Origin of the sequence: Mycobacterium sp. (assembly GCF_046095365.1) — a bacterium.
Taxonomy (GTDB): Bacteria; Actinomycetota; Actinomycetes; order Mycobacteriales; family Mycobacteriaceae; genus Mycobacterium.
This window is the reverse complement of the sequence record NZ_JBJTJF010000169.1, coordinates 1-20,979: the sequence shown is the minus strand read 5'-3', so window position 1 is coordinate 20,979 and position 20,979 is coordinate 1. Positions and strand designations below refer to the sequence as shown.

The window sequence follows — 20,979 nt, the reverse complement described above, 5'->3', positions numbered from 1 at the left end:
CCCCCCTCCGGTCCGACACCCTCCTCCAGTCAGACGGAGTCCCCACCCCCGCAGCGGTGACCACGCCGAGCCGCCCGGCCGCCGGATGGGCGCTGCCCGGCTACGCGCTGGCCCTTACGGCGGCGGTCACGGGCCCGCTGTGGTCGCCGGGCTATCTGCTCATCCGCGATGCGGTGTCGACGCCGCGCTCCTATCTGACCGATGCGGCGATCGGACTGGGCGAGTCCGCGCCGCGGGCGGTGCCGCAGGACTTCGCGATCGCGGTGGTCTCCGCGGTCGTCGACGGAGGTCTGCTGGTCAGGGTCCTGCTGATCGCCGGCGTATTCCTGGCCGGCCTGGGAGCGGGTCTGCTGGCCGGCCGGGTGGTACCGGAGGCCGGACTGGGCGGGAGGCTGACCGCCGCCACCGTCGCGGTGTGGAATCCCTTCGTCGCCGAACGGCTTCTGCAGGGGCAGTGGAGCCTGGTTCTGGCTTACGGCTGCCTGCCGTGGGTGGCCGCCGGGATGATCCGGCTGCGCCGGGACGGGACCGGGTGGGCGGCGCTGGTGTTCTGGATCGCGCTGGCCGGCCTCACCCCGACCGGTGCGATCCTGGCCGCCGTCGTGGCCCTGGTGTGCGTCGCCGTCCCGGGGCCGGCCGTGCCCCGCGCCCGCGCCGCGGCGGGGGCGGTGGCCGCCGCCTCGTGCGCCGCCGCCCCGTGGCTGGCCGCGTCCCTGCTCGGCAGCGCACTGAACATGCCCGAGGGCGAAGGCCTGGCATCGTTCTCGCCCAGGGCCGAACCGCTGCTGGGCACGCTCGGAAGCCTGGCCGGGCTGGGTGGAATCTGGAATGCCGAAGCGGTGCCGCCTACCCGCACAACGGGATTCGCATTGGTGGGCACGCTTCTACTGCTTGCCGTCGTGCTGTGCGGAGCACCTGCCGTGCTGCGCGCCCGAACGGGCGAACCGCTGCTGGTGCTCGCCGCGGTCGCCGTACTGGTGCCCGCCGCGATGTCCACCGGTCCCGGTCTGGCCCTGCTGCGCGCCGCCGTGGAGACGGTCCACGGTCTGGCGGTCCTGCGCGACGGGCAGAAGTGGGTGGCCCTGGCGATGCCCGGCTATGCGCTCGCGGCCGCGGGGGCGGTGCTGTTCCTGCGGCGGTGGATGCGCCCTGCGCTCGCCGCCCTGATGTGCTGCACGGCACTGCTGGCCGGATTGCCCGATCTGGCCTGGGGCGTGGCCGGCGGACTGCGCCCGGTGCACTACCCCCCGGGCTGGGCGGCGGCGACCGGTCGGATCAACGCCGATCCGGCGACCGTGGCGGTGCTGCCGGCCGACATCATGCGCCGGTTCGCCTGGTCGGGTCCGGCCCCGGTGCTCGACCCGGCCCCCCGCTGGGTCCGGGCCGAGGTGCTCAGCACCGGCGACCTGATGGTGGCCGGCCGCATGGTTCCCGGTGAGGGTGGGCGGGCCCGGCAGGTGCAGGCGCTGCTGGAGTCCGGGGCCGACCCCGGGACGCTGGCCGGCGCGGGGGTTGGCTGGCTGCTGGTGGAGCGCGGCACGCCCGGCGAGATGGGTGCCTCGGAGCGCTCCGTGCGGCAGCTGCCCCCGGCCTACGCCGACGCCGACATCGCGGTGTACCGGATCGCCGGTGTGCGGCCCCCGGGACCGCAACCGCACCGCGCGGCGGTGCTGGCGGCTCATCTGCTGTGGGCGGCGACGCTGACGGCCGGCGCCGTCGGGCTGGCGACGGCCGCGCTGCGCAGGAGAGCTCAGTCCTGACGGTGGCCGTAGCGGCGCTGGTAGTCCTCGCGGATTCGCGCGTCGCGGCGGCGGGCCCGCTCGTCGACCAGGTCGGGGTCGAGACCGTGCTGGCGCAGCCGGTGGGCCCGCCAGACCTTGTCCAGCGCGTGGGCGAAGTAGACGAAGGGCAGCAGCAGCAGCGAGGACATCGCCAGGTGCATGCCCACCGTAGCCGGGACGAACCACAGCGGGGCGACCAACAGCAACGCGGGAACGCTCACCCGTACCAGGGTTCGCCGCCGGGCTCCCCGGCCGGCCAGGTCCCTGCGCACCCAGTCGTCGAACTCCGGCGGCAGCACCCTGCCGCAGCAGTAGGCGATGTACTGGAGCGGGTCGGGGGCCCCGGTGCTCACGGCTGGATCACGCCGCTGACGTAGTCACCCGCGCGCACGGAGTCCAGCACGGTCCGCATCGCCGCGGCGCTCTGCGGCCAGGAGAACTCCCGGCTGCGGACCTCGGCCTTGGCGCCGAGTTCCTCGCGCAGCACCCGGTCGGCGAGCAGCTCCTCGAGCCGGTCGACCATGCCGTCGAGATCGTCGACGAGCACCCCGGTGACACCGTAGACGATCGAGTCGTTCAGCCCCCCTGACGACCGGTAGCCGATGGTCGGCACACCGTGTTGGGCGGCCTCCACCACGGCCAGACCCCAGCCCTCCTTGCGGGACGGCAGCAGATGCACCCAACAACGTTGCACCACGGCGTGTTTGGCTGCATCGTCGACGTGCCCGTGGAAGGTCACCGCATCGGCGATGCCCAGCCGCCGGGCGTGCTCGATCAGCCGGTCGTGCCACCACCCGCCGCCGACGACGTCGAGGTGCAGATCCGGCACCCGGGTGCGCAGGACGGCCACCGCCTCGAGCGCGTCCTCGATCTGCTTGTGCGGCACCAGCCGGGACAGCACCACGACCCGCGGGGTGTCCGAGCGCGCGCCGGTGAGGGTGCGTTGCGGAGCCTGGTCGAGACCGTTGCGGACAACGGCGACCCGCCGGGCGTCGACACCGAGGTCGGCGAGGTCGCGCAGCGACGGCAGCGACACCGTGACGTACTGGTTGCGCCGGTGCAGCCGGGGCGAGAGCCGGGACTCCACGAACCAGCCCAACCGGCCCAGCAGGCGGCCGGCGACCGGCCACTGTTCGCGGTGGCAGTGGTGCACCAGCACCACCACCCGCCGCCCGAACGCCAGCCGCGCCAGGAAGGGCAGTCCGTTCTGGCTGTCGATCACCGCGTCGGGGCGCACCCGCCGCAACGGACCCAGGCCCACCCGGGAGGCCACCATGGCCAGCCCCGCCCGGATGTAGACGGTGTAGCGGCCGCCGCCGCGGCTGATCCGAACCCCGTCCACCACCTCCCGGCGGGCGGCTCCGTGGTAGCGCGCGGTGCGCAGCGTGACGTCGACGCCGGCCCCGGCCAACAGCGCGCCGATGCGCTGGAGATAGGTCTCGCTGCCGCCGCCCTGGGGATGACCGGTGTCGCGCCAGCACAGCATCAGCACCGAGCGCACGGGGGCCGGCGGAGAAGACATCGCCGCACAGCCTATCGCCTAGGGTGAGGCCGATGGCCGTCACCGACCTGTTCGCCCGGCGCGCGACGCTGGGCCGGGCGGTCCGGCTGCTCGGCGAGTTCCGCCACGAGCAGGGCGATCCGGCCCGGTTCTACGGGGCGTTGGCCGACGACACCGCCGCGATGGTGACCGACCTGTGGAGCGGCCGGCACCCGCACGACCCCGACCCCGGCGGCCGCACCGTGCTCGACGTCGGCGGCGGCCCCGGCTACTTCGCGGACGCGTTCACCGCGGCGGGCTGGCGCTACATCGGGGTCGAACCCGATCCCCGGGAGATGCACGCCGCCGGCCACACCCGGCGGGGCGGTCCGGGGACCTTCGTGCGCGCCTCCGGGCTGGCCCTGCCGTTCGCCGACCGCAGCGTCGACGTGTGCCTGTCGTCCAACGTCGCCGAACACGTGCCGGCGCCCTGGACGCTGGGCGCGGAGATGCTGCGGGTGACCCGGCCGGGCGGCCTGGCGATCCTGTCCTACACCGTCTGGCTGGGTCCCTTCGGGGGCCACGAGACCGGGCTGTGGCACTACCTGGGCGGGGCGCGGGCGGCCGAACGGTACGCCCGCCGGCGGGGGCACCCGCCGAAGAACCGCTACGGGGAGTCGCTGTTCGGCGTCTCGGCCGCCGACGGCCTGCGCTGGGCGAGGGGAACCGGCATGCTGGCCGCCGCCTTCCCCCGCTACCACCCCCGATGGGCCTGGTGGCTGACCTCGATGCCGGGCGTCCGGGAATTCCTGGTGAGCAATCTGGTGCTGGTGCTGCGCCCTACGTAGTGTTGTCGGCATGGCACAGACGGCGTACAAGACCGAATTCGACAAGCTTTTCATCGGCGGCAAGTGGGTCGAGCCGTCCACGTCGAGGTTCATCGAGGTGTACTCGCCGGCCACCGGGGAGTACGTCGGCAAGGTGCCCTGGGCCTCCCCCGCCGACGTCGACGCCGCCTGCGACGCGGCCCGCGAGGCGTTCGACTCGGGTCCGTGGCCGCGGATGACGCCGCAGGAGCGCCAGGCCGTGATCGCCAACGCGGTCAAGCTGATCGAGGACCGCGCCGACGAGTTCAAGTTCCTGCTCAAGGCGGAGACCGGCCAGCCGCAGATGATCGTCGACATGATGCAGTACGGCGCGGCGTTGTCCGGGCTGCACTTCTACTCGGCGGCCGCCGACAAGTTCACCTGGCGCGACATCCGCGACGGCATCTACGGGCAGACCCTGGTGCTGCGTGAGCCGGTCGGCGTGGTGGGCGCGGTGGTGGCCTGGAACGTTCCGCTGTTCCTGGCGTGCAACAAGCTCGGACCGGCACTGATCGCCGGCTGCACGATGGTGCTCAAGCCGGCCGCCGAGACGCCGCTGACCATCAACGCTCTCGCCGAGGTGTTCGCCGAGGCCGGCCTGCCCGAGGGTGTGCTGTCGGTGGTGCCGGGCGGCCCGGAGACCGGTCAGGCGCTGACCGCAAACCCGCTGATCGACAAGTTCACCTTCACCGGCAGCACCTCGGTGGGCCGCGAGGTGGGTGTGCTGGCGGCGGAGAAGCTCAAGCCCTGCACCCTGGAATTGGGCGGCAAGTCGGCGGCGATCATCCTCGAGGACGCCGACCTCGACGCCACCCTGCCGATGCTGCTGTTCTCCGGCCTGATGAACTCCGGGCAGGCCTGCGTGGCGCAGACCCGGATCCTGGCTCCGCGGTCGCGCTACGACGAGATCGTGGAGAAGGTCGGCGCGGCTGTCGCGGCGATGCCGGTCGGCCTGCCGGACTCCCCGGGCGCGGTGATCGGTCCGCTGATCAGTGCCAAGCAGCGCGAGCGGGTCGAGAGCTACATCGCCAAGGGCCGCGAGGAGGGCGCGCGGGTGGTGACCGGCGGCGGCCGGCCCGAGGGGATCGACACCGGCTGGTTCGTGGAGCCCACGGTGTTCGCCGACGTCGACAACTCCATGACGATCGCCCAGGAGGAGATCTTCGGCCCGGTGCTGTCGATCATCGGCTACTCCGACGAGGACGACGCCGTCCGGATCGCCAACGACTCCGACTACGGACTGGCCGGCAGCGTGTGGACGACCGACTACGACAAGGCGATCGAGATCGCATCGCGGATCCGTACCGGCACCTATGCGGTGAACATGTACGCCTTCGACCCGGGCGCGCCGTTCGGCGGCTACAAGAACTCCGGGGTCGGGCGGGAGAACGGGCCGGAGGGCATCGAGGAGTACGTCGAACTCAAGAGCGTGCTGCTGCCCTTCGGCTACACCCCGAAGACCTAGAAAACGGCCCGAACCACCATGTCGGCGACCGCGGCGGGCTTGGCCGCGCCGTCGATCTCGATGGTGTGCCGGACTACGAGGTTGACCGTGTTGTCGTCGACCCTGGTGGCGTCGACGAGTTCCGAGCGGGCCCGGATCCGGCTGTCCACCGGGACGCCGGAGAGGAACCTGACCTTGTTCAGCCCGTAGTTGAGAGCGAACTTGGCGTTCTCCAGCCGGAAGTTGTCCTTGCTCAGCGCGGGGATCAGCGACAGCGTCAGGAACCCGTGCGCGATCGGCGTGCGGTAGGGACTCTCGGCCCTGGCCCGTTCGACGTCGACGTGGATCCACTGGTGATCACCGGTGACGTCGGCGAAATCGTTGATGCGCCGCTGGTCGATGAGCAGCCAGTCGCTGACGCCGAGTTCCCGGCCGACCAGTCCCTGCGCCTCATCGATGGACCCGATCACCTGCACGCTCAGACCTCCCGACCCGGTTACGGCCCGAATCATACAAATCGCCGGCCCTCAGCCCCGTCGCCGCGGCGGCCGGCGGACCGGTGCACAATCGGACCATGAGCCAGCCTGACGGCTTCGCCGCGCTGTGCGCCAACGAACCCGAGTTGGCGAAGCTGCGCCGGTCGGTGCGCGAGTTCCTGGCCGCCGACCGCGCCGAGTTCGGCTGGGAGCCGAAGGTCGACGCCTGGCTGTCGAGTTGGGACGAGGACTTCAGCGCACGCCTGGGTGACGCCGGCTTCCTCGGCCTGACCATCCCGCCTGAGTACGGCGGTCGGGGCCTCGGCCACCTGCATCGCTACGTGGTGACCGAGGAGTTGCTGGCCGGCGGCGCGCCGGTGGCAGCGCACTGGATCGCCGACCGTCAGGTCGGCCCGGGCCTGATGTCCTACGGGTCCGATGAGCAGCGGCAGCGCTTCCTGCCGGGAATCGCTGCGGGACGGTACTTTTCGGCGATCGGCATGAGCGAGCCGCAGGCCGGCTCGGACCTGGCCGCTTCGGCGGCGCGCGCGACCCGCACCGACGGCGGCTGGGTGCTGTCCGGCACCAAGGTGTGGACCAGCGGCGCCCATCTGGCCCATCAGATCGTGGTGCTGGCCCGCACCAGCCCGGCCGACCCAACGCGGCGGCACGCCGGTTTCAGCCAGGTCATCGTGCCGACCGACTCAGCCGGATTGGGAATCAGCCCGATCGTGCTGATGTCCGGGGAGCACCACTTCAACGAGGTCACCTTCGACGAGGTGTTCATCGAGGACCGCAATCTGCTCGGCGAGGCCGGCGACGGGTGGCGCCAGGTCACCGCCGAACTGTCCGTCGAGCGCAGCGGGCCCGAACGCATCCTCACCACCGCCCCGCTGCTCACCGCGCTGATCGGACTGCTGGCCGACCAGAACCCGGTCGACGATCACACCGCGGCCGCGGTGGGCGGCCTGCTGGCCAGGGTGATCTCGCTGCGTCAGCTGTCGGTGTCGGTGGCCCGGGCACTGGCCGACGGCCGTGCGCCGGTCAACGAGGCCGCGCTGGTGAAGGACCTCGGCACCCGCTTCGAACAGGAGTCGGTGGATCTGGCGGCCGATCTGCTGTCCTACGTGGCCGAGGGCACCGCCGGGCGGGCGCGGGTGGCAGCACTGGTGGACGTCGCGAAGGTGCACGCGCCGCTGTTCACACTGCGCGGCGGCACCAACGAGGTGCTCCGGGGCATGGTGGCCCGGGGAATGGGACTGCGATGACAGGTGTCCTCAGCGGGGGTGTGTTCGGTTGCAGCGCCGACGGTCTCGCCGAACTGCGCGACCTGGCTGGAGACATCGGCGAACGCTCATTCCAGTCACGTATCGGTCACCGGGCGCTGCCGGACGCCCTCGACGCCGCGGCGTGGCAGCACCTCGAGGACGCCGGGCTGACCCGTCTGGTCAGCGACGGCGACTCCGGCGGCGGTCCCGCCGAGGCCGCGGTGGTGCTGCGCGCGCTCGCCCGCCATGGCGTGACGGTGCCGCTGGCCGAGACCGATGTACTGGCCGGCTGGCTGGCGTCCGCGGCCGGTGTCGACGTCGCGGCGACGGGGCCGCTGACGGTCGCCTCGGGCGATGCCCGGGTCGCCGCCGGCAGGGTCGCCGCGACGATCCCGGCCGTCCCCTACGCTGCAGCCGCCGCCGGTGTGGTGCTGGCTCTTCGCGACGGCAATCGACTGCTGGTCGCCGCCTGCGATCCCGCGGAGTTGTCAATCACCAAGGGCCACAACGCCGGCGGTGAGCCGCGCGACACCGTGACCGTCGATGTTCCCGCGGCCGCCTTCAACCCGCTGGAGGACCTCAGCTCCGAATTGGTCATCCGCGGCGCCTGGGCGCGATGCGCACAGACCATCGGTGCGCTCGACGCGGCAGTGGAGTTCTCCGTCGGCCACACCCGGGAACGCGAGCAGTTCGGACGCCCTCTGAGTGCGTTCCAGGCCGTCCAGCACACCCTGGCAGGCATGGCCGGTGAGGTCGAACGTGCCCGCGCGGCAACCAATCTCGCAGTCGCGGCGGCCGCCGACCACGGCTTCAACGCCCCTGAGACCGAGTACGCCGTGACCGTGGCGAAGGTCACTCTGGGCCAGGTGGTTCCTGCCGTGGTGACATCGGCCCATCAGTTGCACGGCGCGATCGGGGTGACCATCGAGCACCGGCTGTGGCTGGCCACCATGCGAGCCCGCAGCTGGACCGGGGAGTTCGGCGACGCGGCGCACCACGCCCGGCGGCTGGGCCGACTGGCTCTGTCGGGCGCCGATCCCTGGGACGTGATCGTCGGCGTGGCGTCGGGTTAGCGGAAGGGAACCGGCGATGGTGTTCGCACGAGTCACTCCCGGACTGGGCGCGGTGGGCATTGCGATCGCCGTCGCGACCATGTCGGCCTGCGGCGCCGTCCGGCAGGAACCCGCGCCGCCGCCGAGTCCGTCGAGTCGAGCCCCCTCGACACCGGGCTCCGGCGTGCCGCAGGGGCCCGGCGCACCGAGTCCCTCGGACAAGAACATGTCCCCCGGCGGTCCGAACTCGTTCACTCCGGCGATCACCGCGCCCACCCCCTACACGCCCGGCCCCTGCCTGCCGTTCTGCGACTGAGGGCGGCTGCTACGACCTAGGTGCCGGTCCAGTTCGGGGCGCGCTTCTCGGCGAAGGCCACCGCACCCTCGCGGGCGTCTTTGGAGGCGAACACCGGCATGATGATCATGGCCTGTTGGCGCCACCGATCCTCGTCGCTCCAGCCGCGCGACTCGGTGATGACCCGCTTGGTGGCCGCCACCGCCAGCGGTCCGTTGGCGGTGATCCGGGCGGCCAGTTCCAGCGCCGCCTCCAGCGCGTGGCCGGGTTCGGCCAGGACGTTGACCAGACCGAGTTCGTGCGCCCGCGGCGCGGGCAGGCTGTCGCCGGTGAGCGCCAGTTCCATCGCGATCTGATACGGGATGCGCTGCGGCAGCCGCAGCAGGCCTCCGCCGGCGGCCACCAGGCCGCGCTTCACCTCGGGGATGCCGAACGCCGAATCGGTGGCCGCCACGATCAGATCGGTGGCCAGTGCCAACTCCGTGCCACCGGCCAGCGCGTATCCCTCGACCGCGGCGATGATCGGCTTGACCGGCGGCCGCTCGGTGAAGCCCAGCCCGCGGCCCTTCACCGCGACGTTCTCCCCCTTCGCGAACGCCTTGAGGTCCATACCCGCGCAGAACGATCCGCCGGCGCCGGTCACGATGCCCACCGACAGTCCGGGGTCCTCGTCGAGACGGTCGACCGCGGCGGCCAGAGCGTGGCTGACCTCGGCGTTGACCGAGTTCCTGGCCTCCGGCCGGTTGATGGTGACGATCAGGACGCGGTCGCGCTGCTCGGTCAGGACGACGCCGCCGCCGGTGGATGATTCGCTCATCGGGCGATCGTAACCACCGCCGCCGGGCGCCGGACCCGGCGGCATAATGACATTCATGCCCAACGACGACATCCACCCGGAGTTACGCCGGGCGGCGCGGTTCGTCCCGAGGCAGGTCGTCTACCGCTGGTCGGTGCCGTTGCTGCGCCGGATGCCCGGCCCGCGCCGGCCGGAGAGCGGGGGCGTCGAGATCCTGACCCTGCCGTCCGGGGCGGGCGTCCGGCTGTACCGGCCGGCGCGGGTGTCCGGTGACGTCGCCGCGCTGCTGTGGATTCACGGCGGCGGTTACGTCATCGGCAACGCCGCCCAGGACGACGACTACTGCCGGGCCTTCACCCGCAAGCTCGGCATCGCGGTGGCGGCCGTCGATTACCGACTGGCTCCAGAGCATCCGTACCCGATCCCGCTGGAGGACTGCTACAGCGCGCTCACCTGGCTGGCGCAACTGCCGGGGGTGGACCCGGGGCGCATCGCGATCGGCGGCGCCAGCGCGGGCGGCGGGCTGACCGCGGCGCTGGCCTTCCTGGCCCGCGACCGCGGCGAAGTGCGGCCGATCCTGCAACTGCTCTCCTACCCGATGCTCGACGACCGCACCGTCGACCCGGGTCTCGACGACCCCGGATTCCGGCTGTGGAACACCGCGAGCAACCGGATCGGCTGGACGTCCTATCTGGGCGGAGCCGACCCGGAGGTTGCGGTCCCGGGCCGGCGGACCGACCTGGCCGGGCTGCCGCCCGCCTGGCTCGGGGTCGGCACTCTCGACCTGTTCCACCACGAGGGCGTCGGCTACGCCAAGCGCCTCGAGGCGGCCGGGGTTCCCTGCGATGTCTACGAGGTGGCGGGCGCGTTCCACGGTTTCGACAAGATCGTGCCGAAAGCCGGCATCTCCCAGGCGTATTTCGACAGCAAGTGCGCCAGCCTGCGCCGCGCCATGACGATGGTCGGGTGAGGCCGGTGTCGGCCGCCCTGACCCGGGAACAGAACGACCTGCGCGACGCGGTGGCCGACCTGATGGCCAAACGCTCCCAGGAGTCCGAGGTCCGGCGCCTGATGGACGGCGACGGATACGACGGCGGGGTGTGGGCCGAGATGGCGGCGATGGGCCTGGTCGGACTGGTGATTCCGGAGGAGTTCGGCGGGTCCGGAGCCGGGGCGGCCGAACTGGCCGTCGTCAGCGAGCAGATGGGCCGCGCGCTGCTGTGCGCCCCGTACCTGTCGGCGGCCGTACTGGTCCCCTATCTCCTGCTGGCACTTGGCGATACCGCCGAGTGCGCCGAGGCGCTGCCGCGGATCGCCGCCGGTGACCTGATCGCAACCGCCGCTTTCGCCGAGTCCGGGTCGGCCCGCCCGCCCGCGCATCCGGCCACGGCCGCCGTCGACGACGACGGCCGCTGGTCGCTGAACGGCGAGAAGATCTTCGTCCTCGACGCGCTGCGTGCCGACCGGTTCTACGTGCAGGCCCAGAGCGGTTCGGGGACCGGCGTTTTCGCGGTCGACCGGAATGCGGAGGGTCTGGCGGTATCGCCGCTGACGACCGTGGACCAGACCCGGAAGCAGGGCCGTCTCACCATGACCGGCACCCCGGCGCGTCTCGTCGGCGCACCGGATGCCGCCACCTCCGCCCTGGCGGCGGCCCTGGACCGGGCGGCGGTCGCACTGATCGCCGAGCAGGCCGGCGGAGCGATGCAGGTCACCACCATGGGCACCGACTACGCCCGCGGCCGCTACCAGTTCGGCCGCGCGATCGGCAGCTTCCAGGCGGTCAAGCACATGTGTGTGGACATGCTGCTCGACGCGCAGTCCGCGCTGTCGGCGGCACGCCACGTCGCCGCCGCCTTCGATACCGCCGAACCCGACCGCGTGATGGATCTCGCCCTGGCACAGGCCTTCTGCGCGGAGACCTTCGTTTCCACGGCCGCGACGAACATCCAGGTGCACGGCGGGATCGGATTCACCTGGGAGAACCCGGCACACCTCTACCTGCGCCGCGCCCGCACCGATGCGCAGATCTTCGGCGACCCGGCCTGGCACCGGGAACGCTACGTACGACTACGGGAGGAGATCACGTGAGCGACGACGAGCGGATCCGCGCCGAGGTCCGGGCCTGGCTGGCCGAGAACTGGGACCCGGCTCTGGACCGCCGCGACTGGGGCCGCCGGGTCTTCGAGGCCGGCTGGGCGGTACCCGGCTGGGAGCCGCAATGGTGGGGCCGCGGACTCAGCGACGCGCAATCCCGAATCGTGGCAGCGGAATTCGCCGCCGTCGGAGCCCGGGGCGCCGGCCAGGACCGCGCCGACCTGATGGCATGCACCCTGCACGATCTGGGCACCGACGAACAGAAACGCCGGCTGATCCCGGCTTCTGTCCGGGGGGAGACCCGCTGGTGTCTGCTCTACAGCGAACCCGGCGCCGGGTCGGATCTGGCCGGCCTGCGGACCCGCGCCGAACGCGACGGCGACGACTGGGTCATCAACGGGCAGAAGGTGTGGACCTCCTTCGCGACTATCGCCGACTACGGCCTGCTGATCGCCCGCACCGACTGGGACGTCCCCAAGCACAAGGGCATCAGCTTCTTCATCTTCCCGATGCGCCAGCCCGGGGTGGAGATCCGGCCGATCCACCAGATCACCGGCGAGTCGGAGTTCAACGAGGTCTTCATCACCGACGCGCGGGTGCCGAACGCGAATCTGGTGGGCGAGCCCGGCGGGGGCTGGGGGGTGCTGCAACTGGCGCTGGCCTACGAGCGTCGCCTGATGGGCGACCTGGCCCGCACGTCACGGTCCAGCCGGGACCTCAAGCCCGACGCCGACAGCCTCATCGGGATGGCGCGTTCGGCCGGCAGGCTCTCCGACTCCAACATCCGCCAGGAGATCGCCCGGGTCGAGGCCTATGCGGCTGTCAACCGGTGGAACACCCAGCGCGCCAAGGCAACCGGTGACCGCACGGAGGCGGCGACCCTGATGGCGCTCGGCAAGATCGCGATGTCGCGGATCCTGCACCAGACCGCCCGGGTGCAGACCGACATCCTCGGCTGCGAATCCATGCTGACCGGACCGGACAACCCGGCCGGTGACGCCGTCACCTTCCGGACGCTCAACGCCTACTTCACCTCGATCGGCGGCGGCACCGACCAGATCCAGCGCAACATCGTCGGCGAGCGGGTGCTGGGTCTGCCGAAGGAGCCCGAGCCGTACAAGGACGTCCCGTTCAGGGACCTGCCGACCGGCTGAACCGCGACCGGATCAGCGCAGGTGCACCGGATCGGTACCCCACGCCGCCCGGATGTCGGCGTCGAGGTCGTAGACGATCCGGTCGTGGTGGTCGATGATCAGGCAGGCCCGGTCGGCGTCCTGGTAGGGCGTCCACTCCGGCTCGCCGGGCAGGCCCGCGGGCTTGGCGGTGGCGGCGAAGTTCACCCATCGGGTGCGGATGCGCTTGGAGACCGCCTTGGCCGTCTTGGCGCCGCCGAGTTTGAGGGTCATGTCCTGGGGCGCGCCGAGAGTTCCCCAGACATAAGGCAGTTCGGTGGCGTGGGCGGCACCCACCAGTAGCAGCTTCATGACGGGTGTGGCGTAGTCGAAGCGGTACAGATAGACCGGCGCGACAGCGTTGTGGCCCTCGGCGAACCACACGGAGGGCATCCGGAACCCGACGTCGCTTGCGATGCTGAGGCCCCGCGCCTTGGCCTTCTTGCCGGGGTAGGCCGAACCGAGTTGCTCCTCGGTGGGCAACTGCAGGTCGGGTTGCTCGCCGGCGATCTGGTTGAACATCGAGGTGATCGCCCGCGGGGTGATCGGCAGCAGCGGGGAGCGCATCAGGCGGAACAGCGCCGCCTCGTCGCGGTTGGTGCCGATGATCAGCGGCACCGGGTGGGTTCTGCCGTTGCGCGCCGACACCACCGGGTAGTCCGGGAGCACGTCCCCGTCGACGATGGGCACGAAGGCCAGCGTGCCGGGGTTGCGCACCGGCACCTCGTCGAACACCTTCTTGGTCGCGGCGATCAGCGTGGGCACCGGCACGTCGGCCAGCCGGGCCTCGTCACCGGGCCGGATGCCGAGGAAGTCGAGCACCTCGGCGGTGACCCGCCGGGCCCGGCTGCGGTCGTAGACAGACGTCGCCGGCGAACTCTGCGCGATCGCCCCGGCGAACAGACCCCGCGCGGCGGGGACGGCCAGCAGCGTGGTGATGATGCCGGCGCCGGCGGACTCGCCGAACACCGTCACCCGGCCGGGATCGCCACCGAAGGCGGCGATGTTGTCGCGCACCCAGCCCAGGGCGGCCAGTACGTCGCGCAGGCCGACGTTGGAGTCGAACCCCTCCACGTCGAGGAACCCGAACACGCCCAGCCGGTAGTTCAGCGTGACCACGACGACGTCTCCCCGCTCGGCCAGCATCCCCCCGTCGTAGTAGGGCTGGCTGCCGGAGCCCAGGACGTAGGCGCCGCCGTGCACCCACACCAGGACGGGTTTGGGGTCGGCCGACGCGGCGGCGGGCGCCCACACGTTGAGGACCAGGCAGTCCTCGTCCTGGCGGGCGCCGAGGTTGATCGGGAAGTTCGGGACCGGCGGCTGCGGGCAGGCCGCGCGGAACGACGTCACGTCGGCCGGCTCGGTCCACGGCTGCGGGGGCCGGGGCGAACGGAACCTGTGCTCGCCCACCGGCGGCGCGGCATAGCGGATCCCCTTGAAGGCCCTGGTCCGACCGTCATCGACGCCCCGAACCGGGCCGTAGGTGGTGTCGACCACGGGATTGGCGATCGTCATCCGGCGGTGTCCTTTCACATCCGCTTCCCAGGTTACCGGCCGGTAGACGGCGGCTAGAAGAGCAGGGCGGTGTACCGCCAGTCCAGCACCGGCCGGTCCGCGGCGGCGTAGACCAGCGATCGCAGGTTCAGCACCCCGCCGCGGCCGCCGGACAGCGGCTGGACCGACTCGATGTGCAGGTCGCTGTAGAGCGTGTCGCCCTCGTGGACCGGCCCGGTGTGGTCACAGGACTGCCAGCCCAGGACGGTGACGAGATTGGGGAGCAGCCGGCCGGCCTGGGCCAGCGCCAGCCCGATGGTGTGCCCGCCGTAGACCAGGCGCCGCCCGGCGGGGCGGGAGTCATGATGGGTGTCGGCGATGTTCAGCGTCAGCCGCGCCAGTTCGGGCGCGGAGCTGACCACGTCGGCGCTGCTGCGCAACACCCTCCCGGCGATGTCGGCGCGGAAGTGCGGGCCGGGCACCCGCTCGCGGAACGCCCCGGCGTCCCATCCCCCGGTCGGATCGTCAGCCGGGTCCGGGCCGGCGCCGATCCCGTCGAGGTCGTCGGCGTGCCCGGTGTCGACCCCGGCGCTGAGCGGCAGCATCGCGCAGCGGTGGAAATCCAGCACCAGCCGGCCCGCCTGGTCGATGGTGGTCATCCGCAGCGCGGCCAGGCCGGTCGGGGCGCGACCGGCTCTGTCGCGGTTCTGCCGGAGCCCGACCACCTCGGTGCGGGTGAACAGCGTGTCGCCGATGCTCGGGTATCGGTGGAAGGCCAGGCCGCGGTAGAACAGATTGGCCTTCACCCGCCGGGTGGCCAGGGTGGACTGGCCGATCGCGACGTCGCAGACCAGTGCGGGGTGGGCCATCACCCCGGGCACCCCGGTCACCGCATGGGCCAGTTCGCCGTCCAGCGCCAGTCGCAGCCGGTCCCCGGTGATCGCCTGGTGGGCGGCCGCGAGGCCGGAGGTCAGGGTCATCGACGGAGCCCAGTCGAAGACCTGCCCGATCGCCAGGTCGTCGAAGTACGGACCGCCGGGATCTATCACCTCGCCCATGCTGCCAGGCCGGGCCGCGCCTCGAGATCGCCCCCACGGCTGCGGAACATCGCCGATCGCGACCCTGGAGGCGATCTCGCGGTGTGAATCGGGCCGCGCCCGCGGTCAGATCACGGAGACGGTGCCGTCGGCCAGGTTGTAGAGGCCCGCGACGACGAGCAGGGTGCCCCGGCTCACCTGCTGCGCCAACTCCGACGACGCTTTGATCTGATCCCGGGACTGCTCGGCATTGGCCCGGATGGCGTTGTCCAGAAGATCACCCGGGCGCTGCCCGGCGACCCCGACGGCGGGTGTGATCGCGTCCACCACCGCCGCCACCGCGCCGTGCGGGCGCGCCCCCGCAGGTTTGAGCGCGTCGAGGGTCGCCGACACCGCGCCGCAATTCGTATGGCCCAGAACGATTACCAGCGGTGTCTCGAGATGGCCGACGGCGTACTCGACGCTGCCGAGCCCGGCCGGGTCCACCACGTTGCCGGCGACTCGGACCACGAAGAGGTCGCCGAGGCCCTGATCGAAGATGACCTCCGGGGGTAGCCGCGAATCCGAACAGCTCAGGACGACGGCGAACGGCTTCTGTGCCGCGGAAAGCCGCACCCGGGCCTCCGGCGTCTGGTCGGGGTGCACCATCGCGGCGGTCACGAAACGACCGTTGCCCCGCAGCAGCTTGGCGAGCGCCGTCGCCGGGTCGGTGATGTCGGGCCGGGACCGTTCGGTGGTGACCGCGACGTCGGCCGGGACCGTGACGGTCACGGTGGGGGCGGTCCGGGTCGCCGTCGTGCCGCAGCCCGCCAGGGCGGTGGCCGTCGCGGCGCCGGCGAAACCGAGCAGGGAACGCCGGGAGAGCGCGGCCGCCTGCTGCCCGGGCCCTGCGGCCCGCATCGTCAGTCGGCCTCGGCCAGGCGGTGTCGCAGCGCCTCCAGTTCGTCCCGCAGGCCGGTGGGCAGCTTCTCGCCGAGGAAGTCGAACCACTCCTCGATCTGCGGCAGCTCGGCACGCCACTCGTCGGTGTCGACGGCGAGCGCTTCGCTGACATCGTCGGCCGCGACGTCCAGCCCGCCGAGGTCCAACTCCGCCGCCGACGGCACGATGCCGATCGCGGTGGAGGTCCCCTCTGCGCGTCCCTCGACCCGCTCCACGATCCACTTGAGCACCCGGCTGTTCTCGCCGAAGCCAGGCCACAGGAACCGGCCGTCGCCGCCGCGGCGGAACCAGTTGACGAAGAAGACCTTCGGCAGTTTGGACTCGTCGGAGTTCTTGCCCAGGTCGATCCAGTGCTGGCAGTAGTCGCCGGCGTTGTAGCCCAGGAACGGCAGCATCGCCATCGGGTCGCGGCGGATGGTGCCCACCTGGCCCTCGGCGGCGGCGGTCTTCTCGCTGCCCAGCGTCGCCCCGATGAACACCCCGTGCTGCCAGTCGCGGGCCTGGGTCACCAGGGGCACCGTGGTCTTGCGGCGGCCGCCGAACAGGATCGCCGAGATCGGCACACCCTGCGGGTCGTCCCATTCCGGGGCCAGCGACGGACACTGCGACATCGGGGTGCAGTAGCGCGAATTCGGATGCGCGGCGGGCTCATCGGAGTCCGGTGACCAGTCGTTGCCCTTCCAGTCGATCAGGTGCTCCGGGTCGCCCTCGAGGCCCTCCCACCAGACGCCGCCGTCGTCGGTGAGGGCCACGTTGGTGAACACGGTGTTGCCGGCGGCGATGGTCCGCATGGCGTTGGGGTTGGAACTCCAGTTGGTGCCGGGGGCCACACCGAAGAAGCCGAACTCCGGGTTGACCGCGTAGAGCCGGCCGTCCTTGCCGAACCGCATCCAGGCGATGTCGTCGCCGAGGGTCTCGGCCCGCCAGCCCGGCACCGTGGGCTGGATCATCGCCAGATTGGTCTTGCCGCAGGCCGACGGGAACGCCGCGGCGATGTAGTAGGCCTTGTTCTCCGGGGAGATCAGCTTGAGGATCAGCATGTGCTCGGCCAGCCAGCCCTCGTCGCGGGCCATCACCGAGGCGATCCGAAGCGAGTAGCACTTCTTGCCCAGCAGCGCGTTGCCGCCGTAGCCGGAGCCGTAGCTCCAGATCTCGCGGGTCTCCGGGAAGTGGGTGATGTATTTGGTCTCGCTGCACGGCCACGGCACGTCGTCCCTGCGGGCGCCGGACTCGTCGATCAGCGGCGAGCCCAGCGAGTGCAGCGCCTTGACGTAGAACCCGTCGTCGCCGATCTTGTCCAGCGCGGCCTTGCCCATCCGGGTCATGGTGCGCATCGACACCACCACGTACTCCGAGTCGGTGATCTCGACCCCGAGCTTGGGGTCGTCGGCGCCGAGCGGCCCCATGCAGAACGGGACGACGTACATGGTCCGGCCCCGCATGCAGCCCCGGTAGAGGTCGGTCATGATCGCGCGCATCTCATCGGGCGCCATCCAGTTGTTGGTGGGCCCGGCGTCGGCCTCGCGCTCGGAGCAGATGAAGGTCCGGGACTCCACCCGGGCCACGTCCGACGGGGTGGAACGGGCCAGGTAGGACGACGGCTCGTCGGCGTCGTTGAGCGGGGTGAAGGTGCCGGCGGCCACCAGCCGTTCGCACAGCGCCCGGTATTCCTCGTCGGAGCCGTCGGCGAAGACGACCCGGTCGGGCTGGGTGAGCTCGGCGACCTCACGGACCCAGGCCAGCAGCTCGGCGTGCCTGGTGGGTGCCTTGTCCAGACCTGGGATGGTCGCTGAGGTCATCGATTATCTCCCGCGTGCGTCGTTGTCAGGGGGCTGACCCTCCCCGCCCGGCGGCGGGGCGGTCGAGGCGTCCTGGGACAGAGGTTAACGCGACCGTCACAACCGCCGGTAATCGGGAGTATCGCTCAGCGACGGCCGTCGGCGACCGGAAACGGGCGGGCTGGGCGGATACCGGCTCATCAGGTCCGACTCGGCGGCCAGCACCAGTTCCTCCAGCGCCGCGCGCAACGCGGCGGCGACCTCGGCCGCCCAGCGCTCCGTCCCGGCGCGCGCGCTGAGCAGCCGGCGGGTTCCCACCACCCACCAGGCCAGCGAGAGACCGATTCCGCCGCAGCCGATCAGCATCTCCGGCGCCGCCCCCCACCCGGCGAGGACCCGTCCGGCGGTCAGCGACACACCCAGACCGAAACCCGCGCCCAGCACCGCCGACAGCCGGTCCTCGAGCGGCCACCGCCGCGGCGGCGGCGGGCGGAAAGGCGGCGCCGCGACGTCGCGGGATCCGGCGGCCGTCAGCCCGGCCCGCCGGGCCGCCTCGCCGAACCGTTCGGCCGCCGCGGCCGCGACCTCGTCGGCGGCGCGGCCCGCCTGCCGGAGGACCCGGGCCTCGAAGGCGCCGAGGCCCGGGCGCTGCAGTTGTCCCGCCTCGCGTTGCCAGGCGCGGCGCAGGTCCGCGCACCTCGACCGGACCAGGGCGGCCAGCTGGGCGCGGGCCAGGTGAACCTCGGCACGCAATCGCTGGGACAACACGGCCACGATGGTGGCAGCGGCCCGGTCCGGGCGCGACTCACCCGGGTAGGCAACTGTTGGGTATCAATCTGGCCCGCGATGACGGCGGCGCGGGCTTCATGGGCCACCATGGATCAATGCATGCGCAGCGCGGGGGCTCGACCACGCCCGACACCGCCACGCATCACCAGCGCCGGGTGACCAGTTTCCGGTCCCGCCGGTCGGCCCTGACCGAGGCTCAGCAGGACGCCTGGGAGCGGTTGTGGCCGGGCCTGGGCCGCCAGGCGCTGGTCTCCGATGCCGCCGGCCCGATCACACCTCTGGACGCCGAGTCGTGGTTCGGCCGCACCGGCCGACCGCTGGTGTGCGAAATCGGCTGCGGCACCGGCACATCCACACTGGCGATGGCCCAGGCCGAACCCGGTGTCGACGTCATCGCGGTCGAGGTCTACCGGCGCGGCCTGGCCCAGCTGCTCAGCGCGATCGACCGTGACGGGGTGTCCAACATCCGGATGATCCGCGGCGACGGCGTGGATGTGCTCGAGCATCTCATCGAGCCGGGTGCGCTCGCGGGGGTGCGGGTCTTCTTTCCCGACCCGTGGCCCAAATCGCGCCATCACAAGCGGCGCCTGCTGCAGCCCGAGACGATCGCCCTGATCGCCGACCGGCTGCGGCCCGGTGGGCTGCTGCACGTGGCCACCGATCACGCCGGATACGCCGAACAGATCGCCGAGGCCGGCGACGGCGAACCTCGGCTGCGCCGGGCGGTGACCGGTGAGACCTTGCCGATCTCGGTGCTGCGGCCCGTCACCAAGTACGAGACGAAGGCCCGAGACGCGGGCCGCGCCGTTACCGAACTGCTGTGGGTGAGGCGAGCATGACCACTGTTCACGAGGCGAGCGCGCAATCGGCGGCCACCGTCGCGGCGGTGCCGCCGGAGCCGCCGGCGACCGCCGAACCGGCCCCCCGGCGGGTTCTGCTGGTGTGGGACGCACCCAACCTCGACATGGGCCTGGGCGCGATCCTCGGCGGCCGCCCGACGGCGGCCCACCGGCCCCGGTTCGACGCTCTCGGCCGCTGGTTGCTGGCCAGGACCGCCGAGTTGGCCGCCGGGCACCCCGACGTGTCGGCCGAGCCGGAGGCGACGGTGTTCACCAACATCGCCCCCGGCAGTGCCGACGTCGTCCGGCCCTGGGTGGAGGCCCTGCGCAACGTGGGCTTCGCCGTCTTCGCCAAACCCAAGGTCGACGAGGACAGCGACGTCGACGGCGACATGCTTGGGCACATCGCCCTTCGCCAGCGGGAGGGACTGGCGTCGGTGCTGGTGGCCTCGGCCGACGGTCAGGCGTTCCGCACCCCGCTGGAGGAGATCGCCCGCGGCGGCATCCCGGTCTCCGTGCTCGGATTTCGTGAACATGCCAGCTGGGCGTTAGCGTCGGATACCTTGGATTTCGTCGACTTGGAGGACATCCCCGGTGTCTTCCGCGAGCCACTGCCCCGAATAGGTTTGGATTCGCTTCCGGAACACGGAGCATGGCTGCAGCCGTTCCGGCCGCTGTCCGCATTGTTGACCTCGCGGCTGTAGCCTGCGGCGCGGTCGCGCGTTAGTTCTTAGTGAGGAGATCGAGTGTTCGCCTGGTGGGGTCGAACCGTGTACCGGAACCGGTACATCGTCATCGCTCTGATGGTCGCGTTGTGTATCGGTGGCGGCATCTTCGGCATGGATCTGGGCAAGCACGTCACCCAGAGCGGCTTCTACGACGACGGCAGCCAGTCGGTCCAAGCCTCGCTGATCGCCGACGGCGCCTACGGCCGGGACCGCACCAGCCACGTGGTGGCCATCCTCACCCCGCCGGACGACAAGAAGGTCGACGACCCGGACTGGTCCAGGGCGATGGTCACCGAGCTGGACGACTTCTCCAAGGAACACGAGGACCAGGTGGTCGGCTGGGCCGGCTGGCTGCGCGCCCCGGACAGCACCGACGCCACCGTCCAGCAGATGAAGACCGCGGACAAGCGCCACACCTTCGTGTCGATCCCGCTGAAGGGAGACAGCGACGACGAAATCCTGAGGAACTACCAGGACGTCGAGCCCGACCTGAAGGCGATCAACGGCGGCGCCATCAAGCTGGCGGGCCTGAACCCGTTGGCCAGCGAACTGACCGGAACCATCGGCGTCGACCAGCAACGCGCCGAGATCGCCCCCATCCCGCTGGTGGCCGTTCTGCTGTTCTTCGACTTCGGCGGCGTCGTC

20 protein-coding genes and 1 pseudogene are annotated in these 20,979 nt (G+C 71.7%); 12 read left to right on the top strand and 9 right to left on the bottom strand.

The genetic code is table 11. From position 1 onward, the window contains the following. The first annotated feature begins 56 nt into the window (after nt 1-56). Nucleotides 57-1,760, top strand: a complete 1,704-nt coding sequence (locus tag ACKOQ4_RS13055; RefSeq protein ID WP_526292479.1) for an MmpA family trehalose lipid delivery protein — start codon at nt 57-59, stop codon at nt 1,758-1,760. On the opposite strand, the gene ACKOQ4_RS13050 is transcribed toward ACKOQ4_RS13055, so the two are convergent. Both ACKOQ4_RS13050 and ACKOQ4_RS13045 read right to left on the bottom strand, forming a co-directional pair. Continuing rightward, nucleotides 1,751-2,134, bottom strand: a complete 384-nt coding sequence (locus ACKOQ4_RS13050) for a DUF5313 family protein (RefSeq protein WP_526292473.1) — start codon at nt 2,132-2,134, stop codon at nt 1,751-1,753. The genes ACKOQ4_RS13055 and ACKOQ4_RS13050 overlap by 10 nt on opposite strands. Further along, nucleotides 2,131-3,303, bottom strand: coding sequence for a glycosyltransferase family 4 protein (locus ACKOQ4_RS13045; protein ID WP_526292471.1), 1,173 nt, complete (start codon nt 3,301-3,303; stop codon nt 2,131-2,133). The genes ACKOQ4_RS13050 and ACKOQ4_RS13045 overlap by 4 nt, the downstream gene beginning before the upstream one ends. 32 nt (nt 3,304-3,335) lie before the next feature. Between ACKOQ4_RS13045 and ACKOQ4_RS13040 the strand changes: the two genes are divergently transcribed. Beyond that, nucleotides 3,336-4,109 carry a class I SAM-dependent methyltransferase gene (locus ACKOQ4_RS13040; protein ID WP_526292469.1) on the top strand — a complete coding sequence of 258 codons (774 nt, stop codon included), beginning with the start codon at nt 3,336-3,338 and terminating at the stop codon, nt 4,107-4,109. A gap of 10 nt (nt 4,110-4,119) precedes the next feature. Beyond that, nucleotides 4,120-5,592, top strand: coding sequence for an aldehyde dehydrogenase (locus tag ACKOQ4_RS13035; RefSeq protein ID WP_526292467.1), 1,473 nt, complete (start codon nt 4,120-4,122; stop codon nt 5,590-5,592). On the opposite strand, the gene ACKOQ4_RS13030 is transcribed toward ACKOQ4_RS13035, so the two are convergent. Further along, nucleotides 5,589-6,047: a MaoC family dehydratase gene (locus ACKOQ4_RS13030; RefSeq protein WP_526292477.1), complete on the bottom strand. Its 459-nt coding sequence runs from the start codon at nt 6,045-6,047 to the stop codon at nt 5,589-5,591. The two genes, ACKOQ4_RS13035 and ACKOQ4_RS13030, sit on opposite strands and share 4 nt — an antisense overlap. 98 nt (nt 6,048-6,145) lie before the next feature. Here ACKOQ4_RS13030 and ACKOQ4_RS13025 point away from each other — a divergent pair, with 98 nt between their 5' ends. Genes ACKOQ4_RS13025 through ACKOQ4_RS13015 form a run of 3 tightly spaced genes read left to right on the top strand, consistent with a single transcriptional unit; the run spans nt 6,146 to nt 8,683 of the window. Further along, on the top strand, nt 6,146-7,315 hold the full coding sequence (locus ACKOQ4_RS13025; RefSeq protein WP_526292465.1) for an acyl-CoA dehydrogenase family protein: 1,170 nt from the start codon (nt 6,146-6,148) through the stop codon (nt 7,313-7,315). Next, a complete protein-coding gene (locus tag ACKOQ4_RS13020) occupies nt 7,312-8,388 on the top strand; it encodes an acyl-CoA dehydrogenase family protein (RefSeq protein WP_526292463.1) in 1,077 nt (358 codons plus the stop codon). Before ACKOQ4_RS13025 ends, ACKOQ4_RS13020 begins: the two co-directional genes overlap by 4 nt. Before the next feature lie 16 nt (nt 8,389-8,404). After that, nucleotides 8,405-8,683, top strand: a complete 279-nt coding sequence (locus ACKOQ4_RS13015) for a hypothetical protein (RefSeq protein ID WP_526292461.1) — start codon at nt 8,405-8,407, stop codon at nt 8,681-8,683. Nucleotides 8,684-8,699: 16 nt separating this feature from the next. Here ACKOQ4_RS13015 and ACKOQ4_RS13010 read toward each other — a convergent pair whose 3' ends face one another. After that, nucleotides 8,700-9,479, bottom strand: coding sequence for an enoyl-CoA hydratase/isomerase family protein (locus ACKOQ4_RS13010; protein ID WP_526292459.1), 780 nt, complete (start codon nt 9,477-9,479; stop codon nt 8,700-8,702). A 55-nt stretch (nt 9,480-9,534) separates the two neighbouring features. On the opposite strand from ACKOQ4_RS13010, the gene ACKOQ4_RS13005 reads away from it, so the two are divergent. The 3 genes from ACKOQ4_RS13005 to ACKOQ4_RS12995 are packed head-to-tail and all read left to right on the top strand — an operon-like array spanning nt 9,535 to nt 12,709. Then, nucleotides 9,535-10,428, top strand: coding sequence for an alpha/beta hydrolase (locus ACKOQ4_RS13005; protein ID WP_526292457.1), 894 nt, complete (start codon nt 9,535-9,537; stop codon nt 10,426-10,428). Further along, a complete protein-coding gene (locus ACKOQ4_RS13000) occupies nt 10,425-11,549 on the top strand; it encodes an acyl-CoA dehydrogenase family protein (protein ID WP_526292455.1) in 1,125 nt (374 codons plus the stop codon). The genes ACKOQ4_RS13005 and ACKOQ4_RS13000 overlap by 4 nt, the downstream gene beginning before the upstream one ends. Then, nucleotides 11,546-12,709, top strand: a complete 1,164-nt coding sequence (locus tag ACKOQ4_RS12995; protein ID WP_526292453.1) for an acyl-CoA dehydrogenase family protein — start codon at nt 11,546-11,548, stop codon at nt 12,707-12,709. Before ACKOQ4_RS13000 ends, ACKOQ4_RS12995 begins: the two co-directional genes overlap by 4 nt. Nucleotides 12,710-12,721: 12 nt before the next feature. On the opposite strand, the gene ACKOQ4_RS12990 is transcribed toward ACKOQ4_RS12995, so the two are convergent. The 5 genes from ACKOQ4_RS12990 to ACKOQ4_RS12970 all read right to left on the bottom strand — a co-directional run bounded on the left by ACKOQ4_RS12990 (nt 12,722) and on the right by ACKOQ4_RS12970 (nt 18,746). Beyond that, nucleotides 12,722-14,242, bottom strand: coding sequence for a carboxylesterase/lipase family protein (locus tag ACKOQ4_RS12990; RefSeq protein ID WP_526292451.1), 1,521 nt, complete (start codon nt 14,240-14,242; stop codon nt 12,722-12,724). 53 nt (nt 14,243-14,295) lie between these two features. After that, complete coding sequence (locus tag ACKOQ4_RS12985) at nt 14,296-15,279, bottom strand: MaoC family dehydratase (RefSeq protein ID WP_526292449.1); 984 nt, start codon at nt 15,277-15,279, stop codon at nt 14,296-14,298. Nucleotides 15,280-15,384: 105 nt separating this feature from the next. Then, nucleotides 15,385-16,158 (bottom strand): carbonic anhydrase, encoded by a 774-nt coding sequence (locus tag ACKOQ4_RS12980; RefSeq protein WP_526292447.1) that lies wholly within the window; start codon nt 16,156-16,158, stop codon nt 15,385-15,387. Nucleotides 16,159-16,160: 2 nt separating this feature from the next. Next, entirely contained in the window at nt 16,161-17,999 is a 1,839-nt protein-coding gene (locus tag ACKOQ4_RS12975) for a phosphoenolpyruvate carboxykinase (GTP) (protein ID WP_526292445.1), read from the bottom strand. A 96-nt stretch (nt 18,000-18,095) separates the two neighbouring features. Continuing rightward, nucleotides 18,096-18,746 (bottom strand): hypothetical protein, encoded by a 651-nt coding sequence (locus ACKOQ4_RS12970; protein ID WP_526292443.1) that lies wholly within the window; start codon nt 18,744-18,746, stop codon nt 18,096-18,098. A gap of 98 nt (nt 18,747-18,844) precedes the next feature. Between ACKOQ4_RS12970 and trmB the strand changes: the two genes are divergently transcribed. The 3 genes and pseudogenes from trmB to ACKOQ4_RS12955 form a co-directional block, all read left to right on the top strand. Next, on the top strand, nt 18,845-19,606 hold the full coding sequence (gene trmB / locus ACKOQ4_RS12965; protein WP_526292475.1) for a tRNA (guanosine(46)-N7)-methyltransferase TrmB: 762 nt from the start codon (nt 18,845-18,847) through the stop codon (nt 19,604-19,606). Then, nucleotides 19,603-20,310 carry an NYN domain-containing protein gene (locus tag ACKOQ4_RS12960; RefSeq protein ID WP_526292441.1) on the top strand — a complete coding sequence of 236 codons (708 nt, stop codon included), beginning with the start codon at nt 19,603-19,605 and terminating at the stop codon, nt 20,308-20,310. Before trmB ends, ACKOQ4_RS12960 begins: the two co-directional genes overlap by 4 nt. 42 nt (nt 20,311-20,352) lie before the next feature. Next, a pseudogene (locus ACKOQ4_RS12955) lies at nt 20,353-20,979 on the top strand (hypothetical protein); the annotation flags it as partial.

Bases quoted from the DNA above. Each gene is read 5' to 3' on its own strand.
- ACKOQ4_RS13025 (WP_526292465.1), top strand. From the start codon at position 6,146: ATGAGCCAGCCTGACGGCTTCGCCGCGCTGTGCGCCAACGAACCCGAG.
- ACKOQ4_RS13035 (WP_526292467.1), top strand. From the start codon at position 4,120: ATGGCACAGACGGCGTACAAGACCGAATTCGACAAGCTTTTCATCGGC.
- ACKOQ4_RS13045 (WP_526292471.1), bottom strand. From the start codon at position 3,303: ATGTCTTCTCCGCCGGCCCCCGTGCGCTCGGTGCTGATGCTGTGCTGG.
- ACKOQ4_RS13020 (WP_526292463.1), top strand. From the start codon at position 7,312: ATGACAGGTGTCCTCAGCGGGGGTGTGTTCGGTTGCAGCGCCGACGGT.
- ACKOQ4_RS12985 (WP_526292449.1), bottom strand. From the start codon at position 15,279: ATGGGCGAGGTGATAGATCCCGGCGGTCCGTACTTCGACGACCTGGCG.
- ACKOQ4_RS12980 (WP_526292447.1), bottom strand. From the start codon at position 16,158: ATGCGGGCCGCAGGGCCCGGGCAGCAGGCGGCCGCGCTCTCCCGGCGT.
- trmB (WP_526292475.1), top strand. From the start codon at position 18,845: ATGGGCCACCATGGATCAATGCATGCGCAGCGCGGGGGCTCGACCACG.
- ACKOQ4_RS12960 (WP_526292441.1), top strand. From the start codon at position 19,603: ATGACCACTGTTCACGAGGCGAGCGCGCAATCGGCGGCCACCGTCGCG.
- ACKOQ4_RS13005 (WP_526292457.1), top strand. From the start codon at position 9,535: ATGCCCAACGACGACATCCACCCGGAGTTACGCCGGGCGGCGCGGTTC.
- ACKOQ4_RS12990 (WP_526292451.1), bottom strand. From the start codon at position 14,242: ATGACGATCGCCAATCCCGTGGTCGACACCACCTACGGCCCGGTTCGG.
- ACKOQ4_RS12975 (WP_526292445.1), bottom strand. From the start codon at position 17,999: ATGACCTCAGCGACCATCCCAGGTCTGGACAAGGCACCCACCAGGCAC.
- ACKOQ4_RS13015 (WP_526292461.1), top strand. From the start codon at position 8,405: ATGGTGTTCGCACGAGTCACTCCCGGACTGGGCGCGGTGGGCATTGCG.
- ACKOQ4_RS13010 (WP_526292459.1), bottom strand. From the start codon at position 9,479: ATGAGCGAATCATCCACCGGCGGCGGCGTCGTCCTGACCGAGCAGCGC.
- ACKOQ4_RS13040 (WP_526292469.1), top strand. From the start codon at position 3,336: ATGGCCGTCACCGACCTGTTCGCCCGGCGCGCGACGCTGGGCCGGGCG.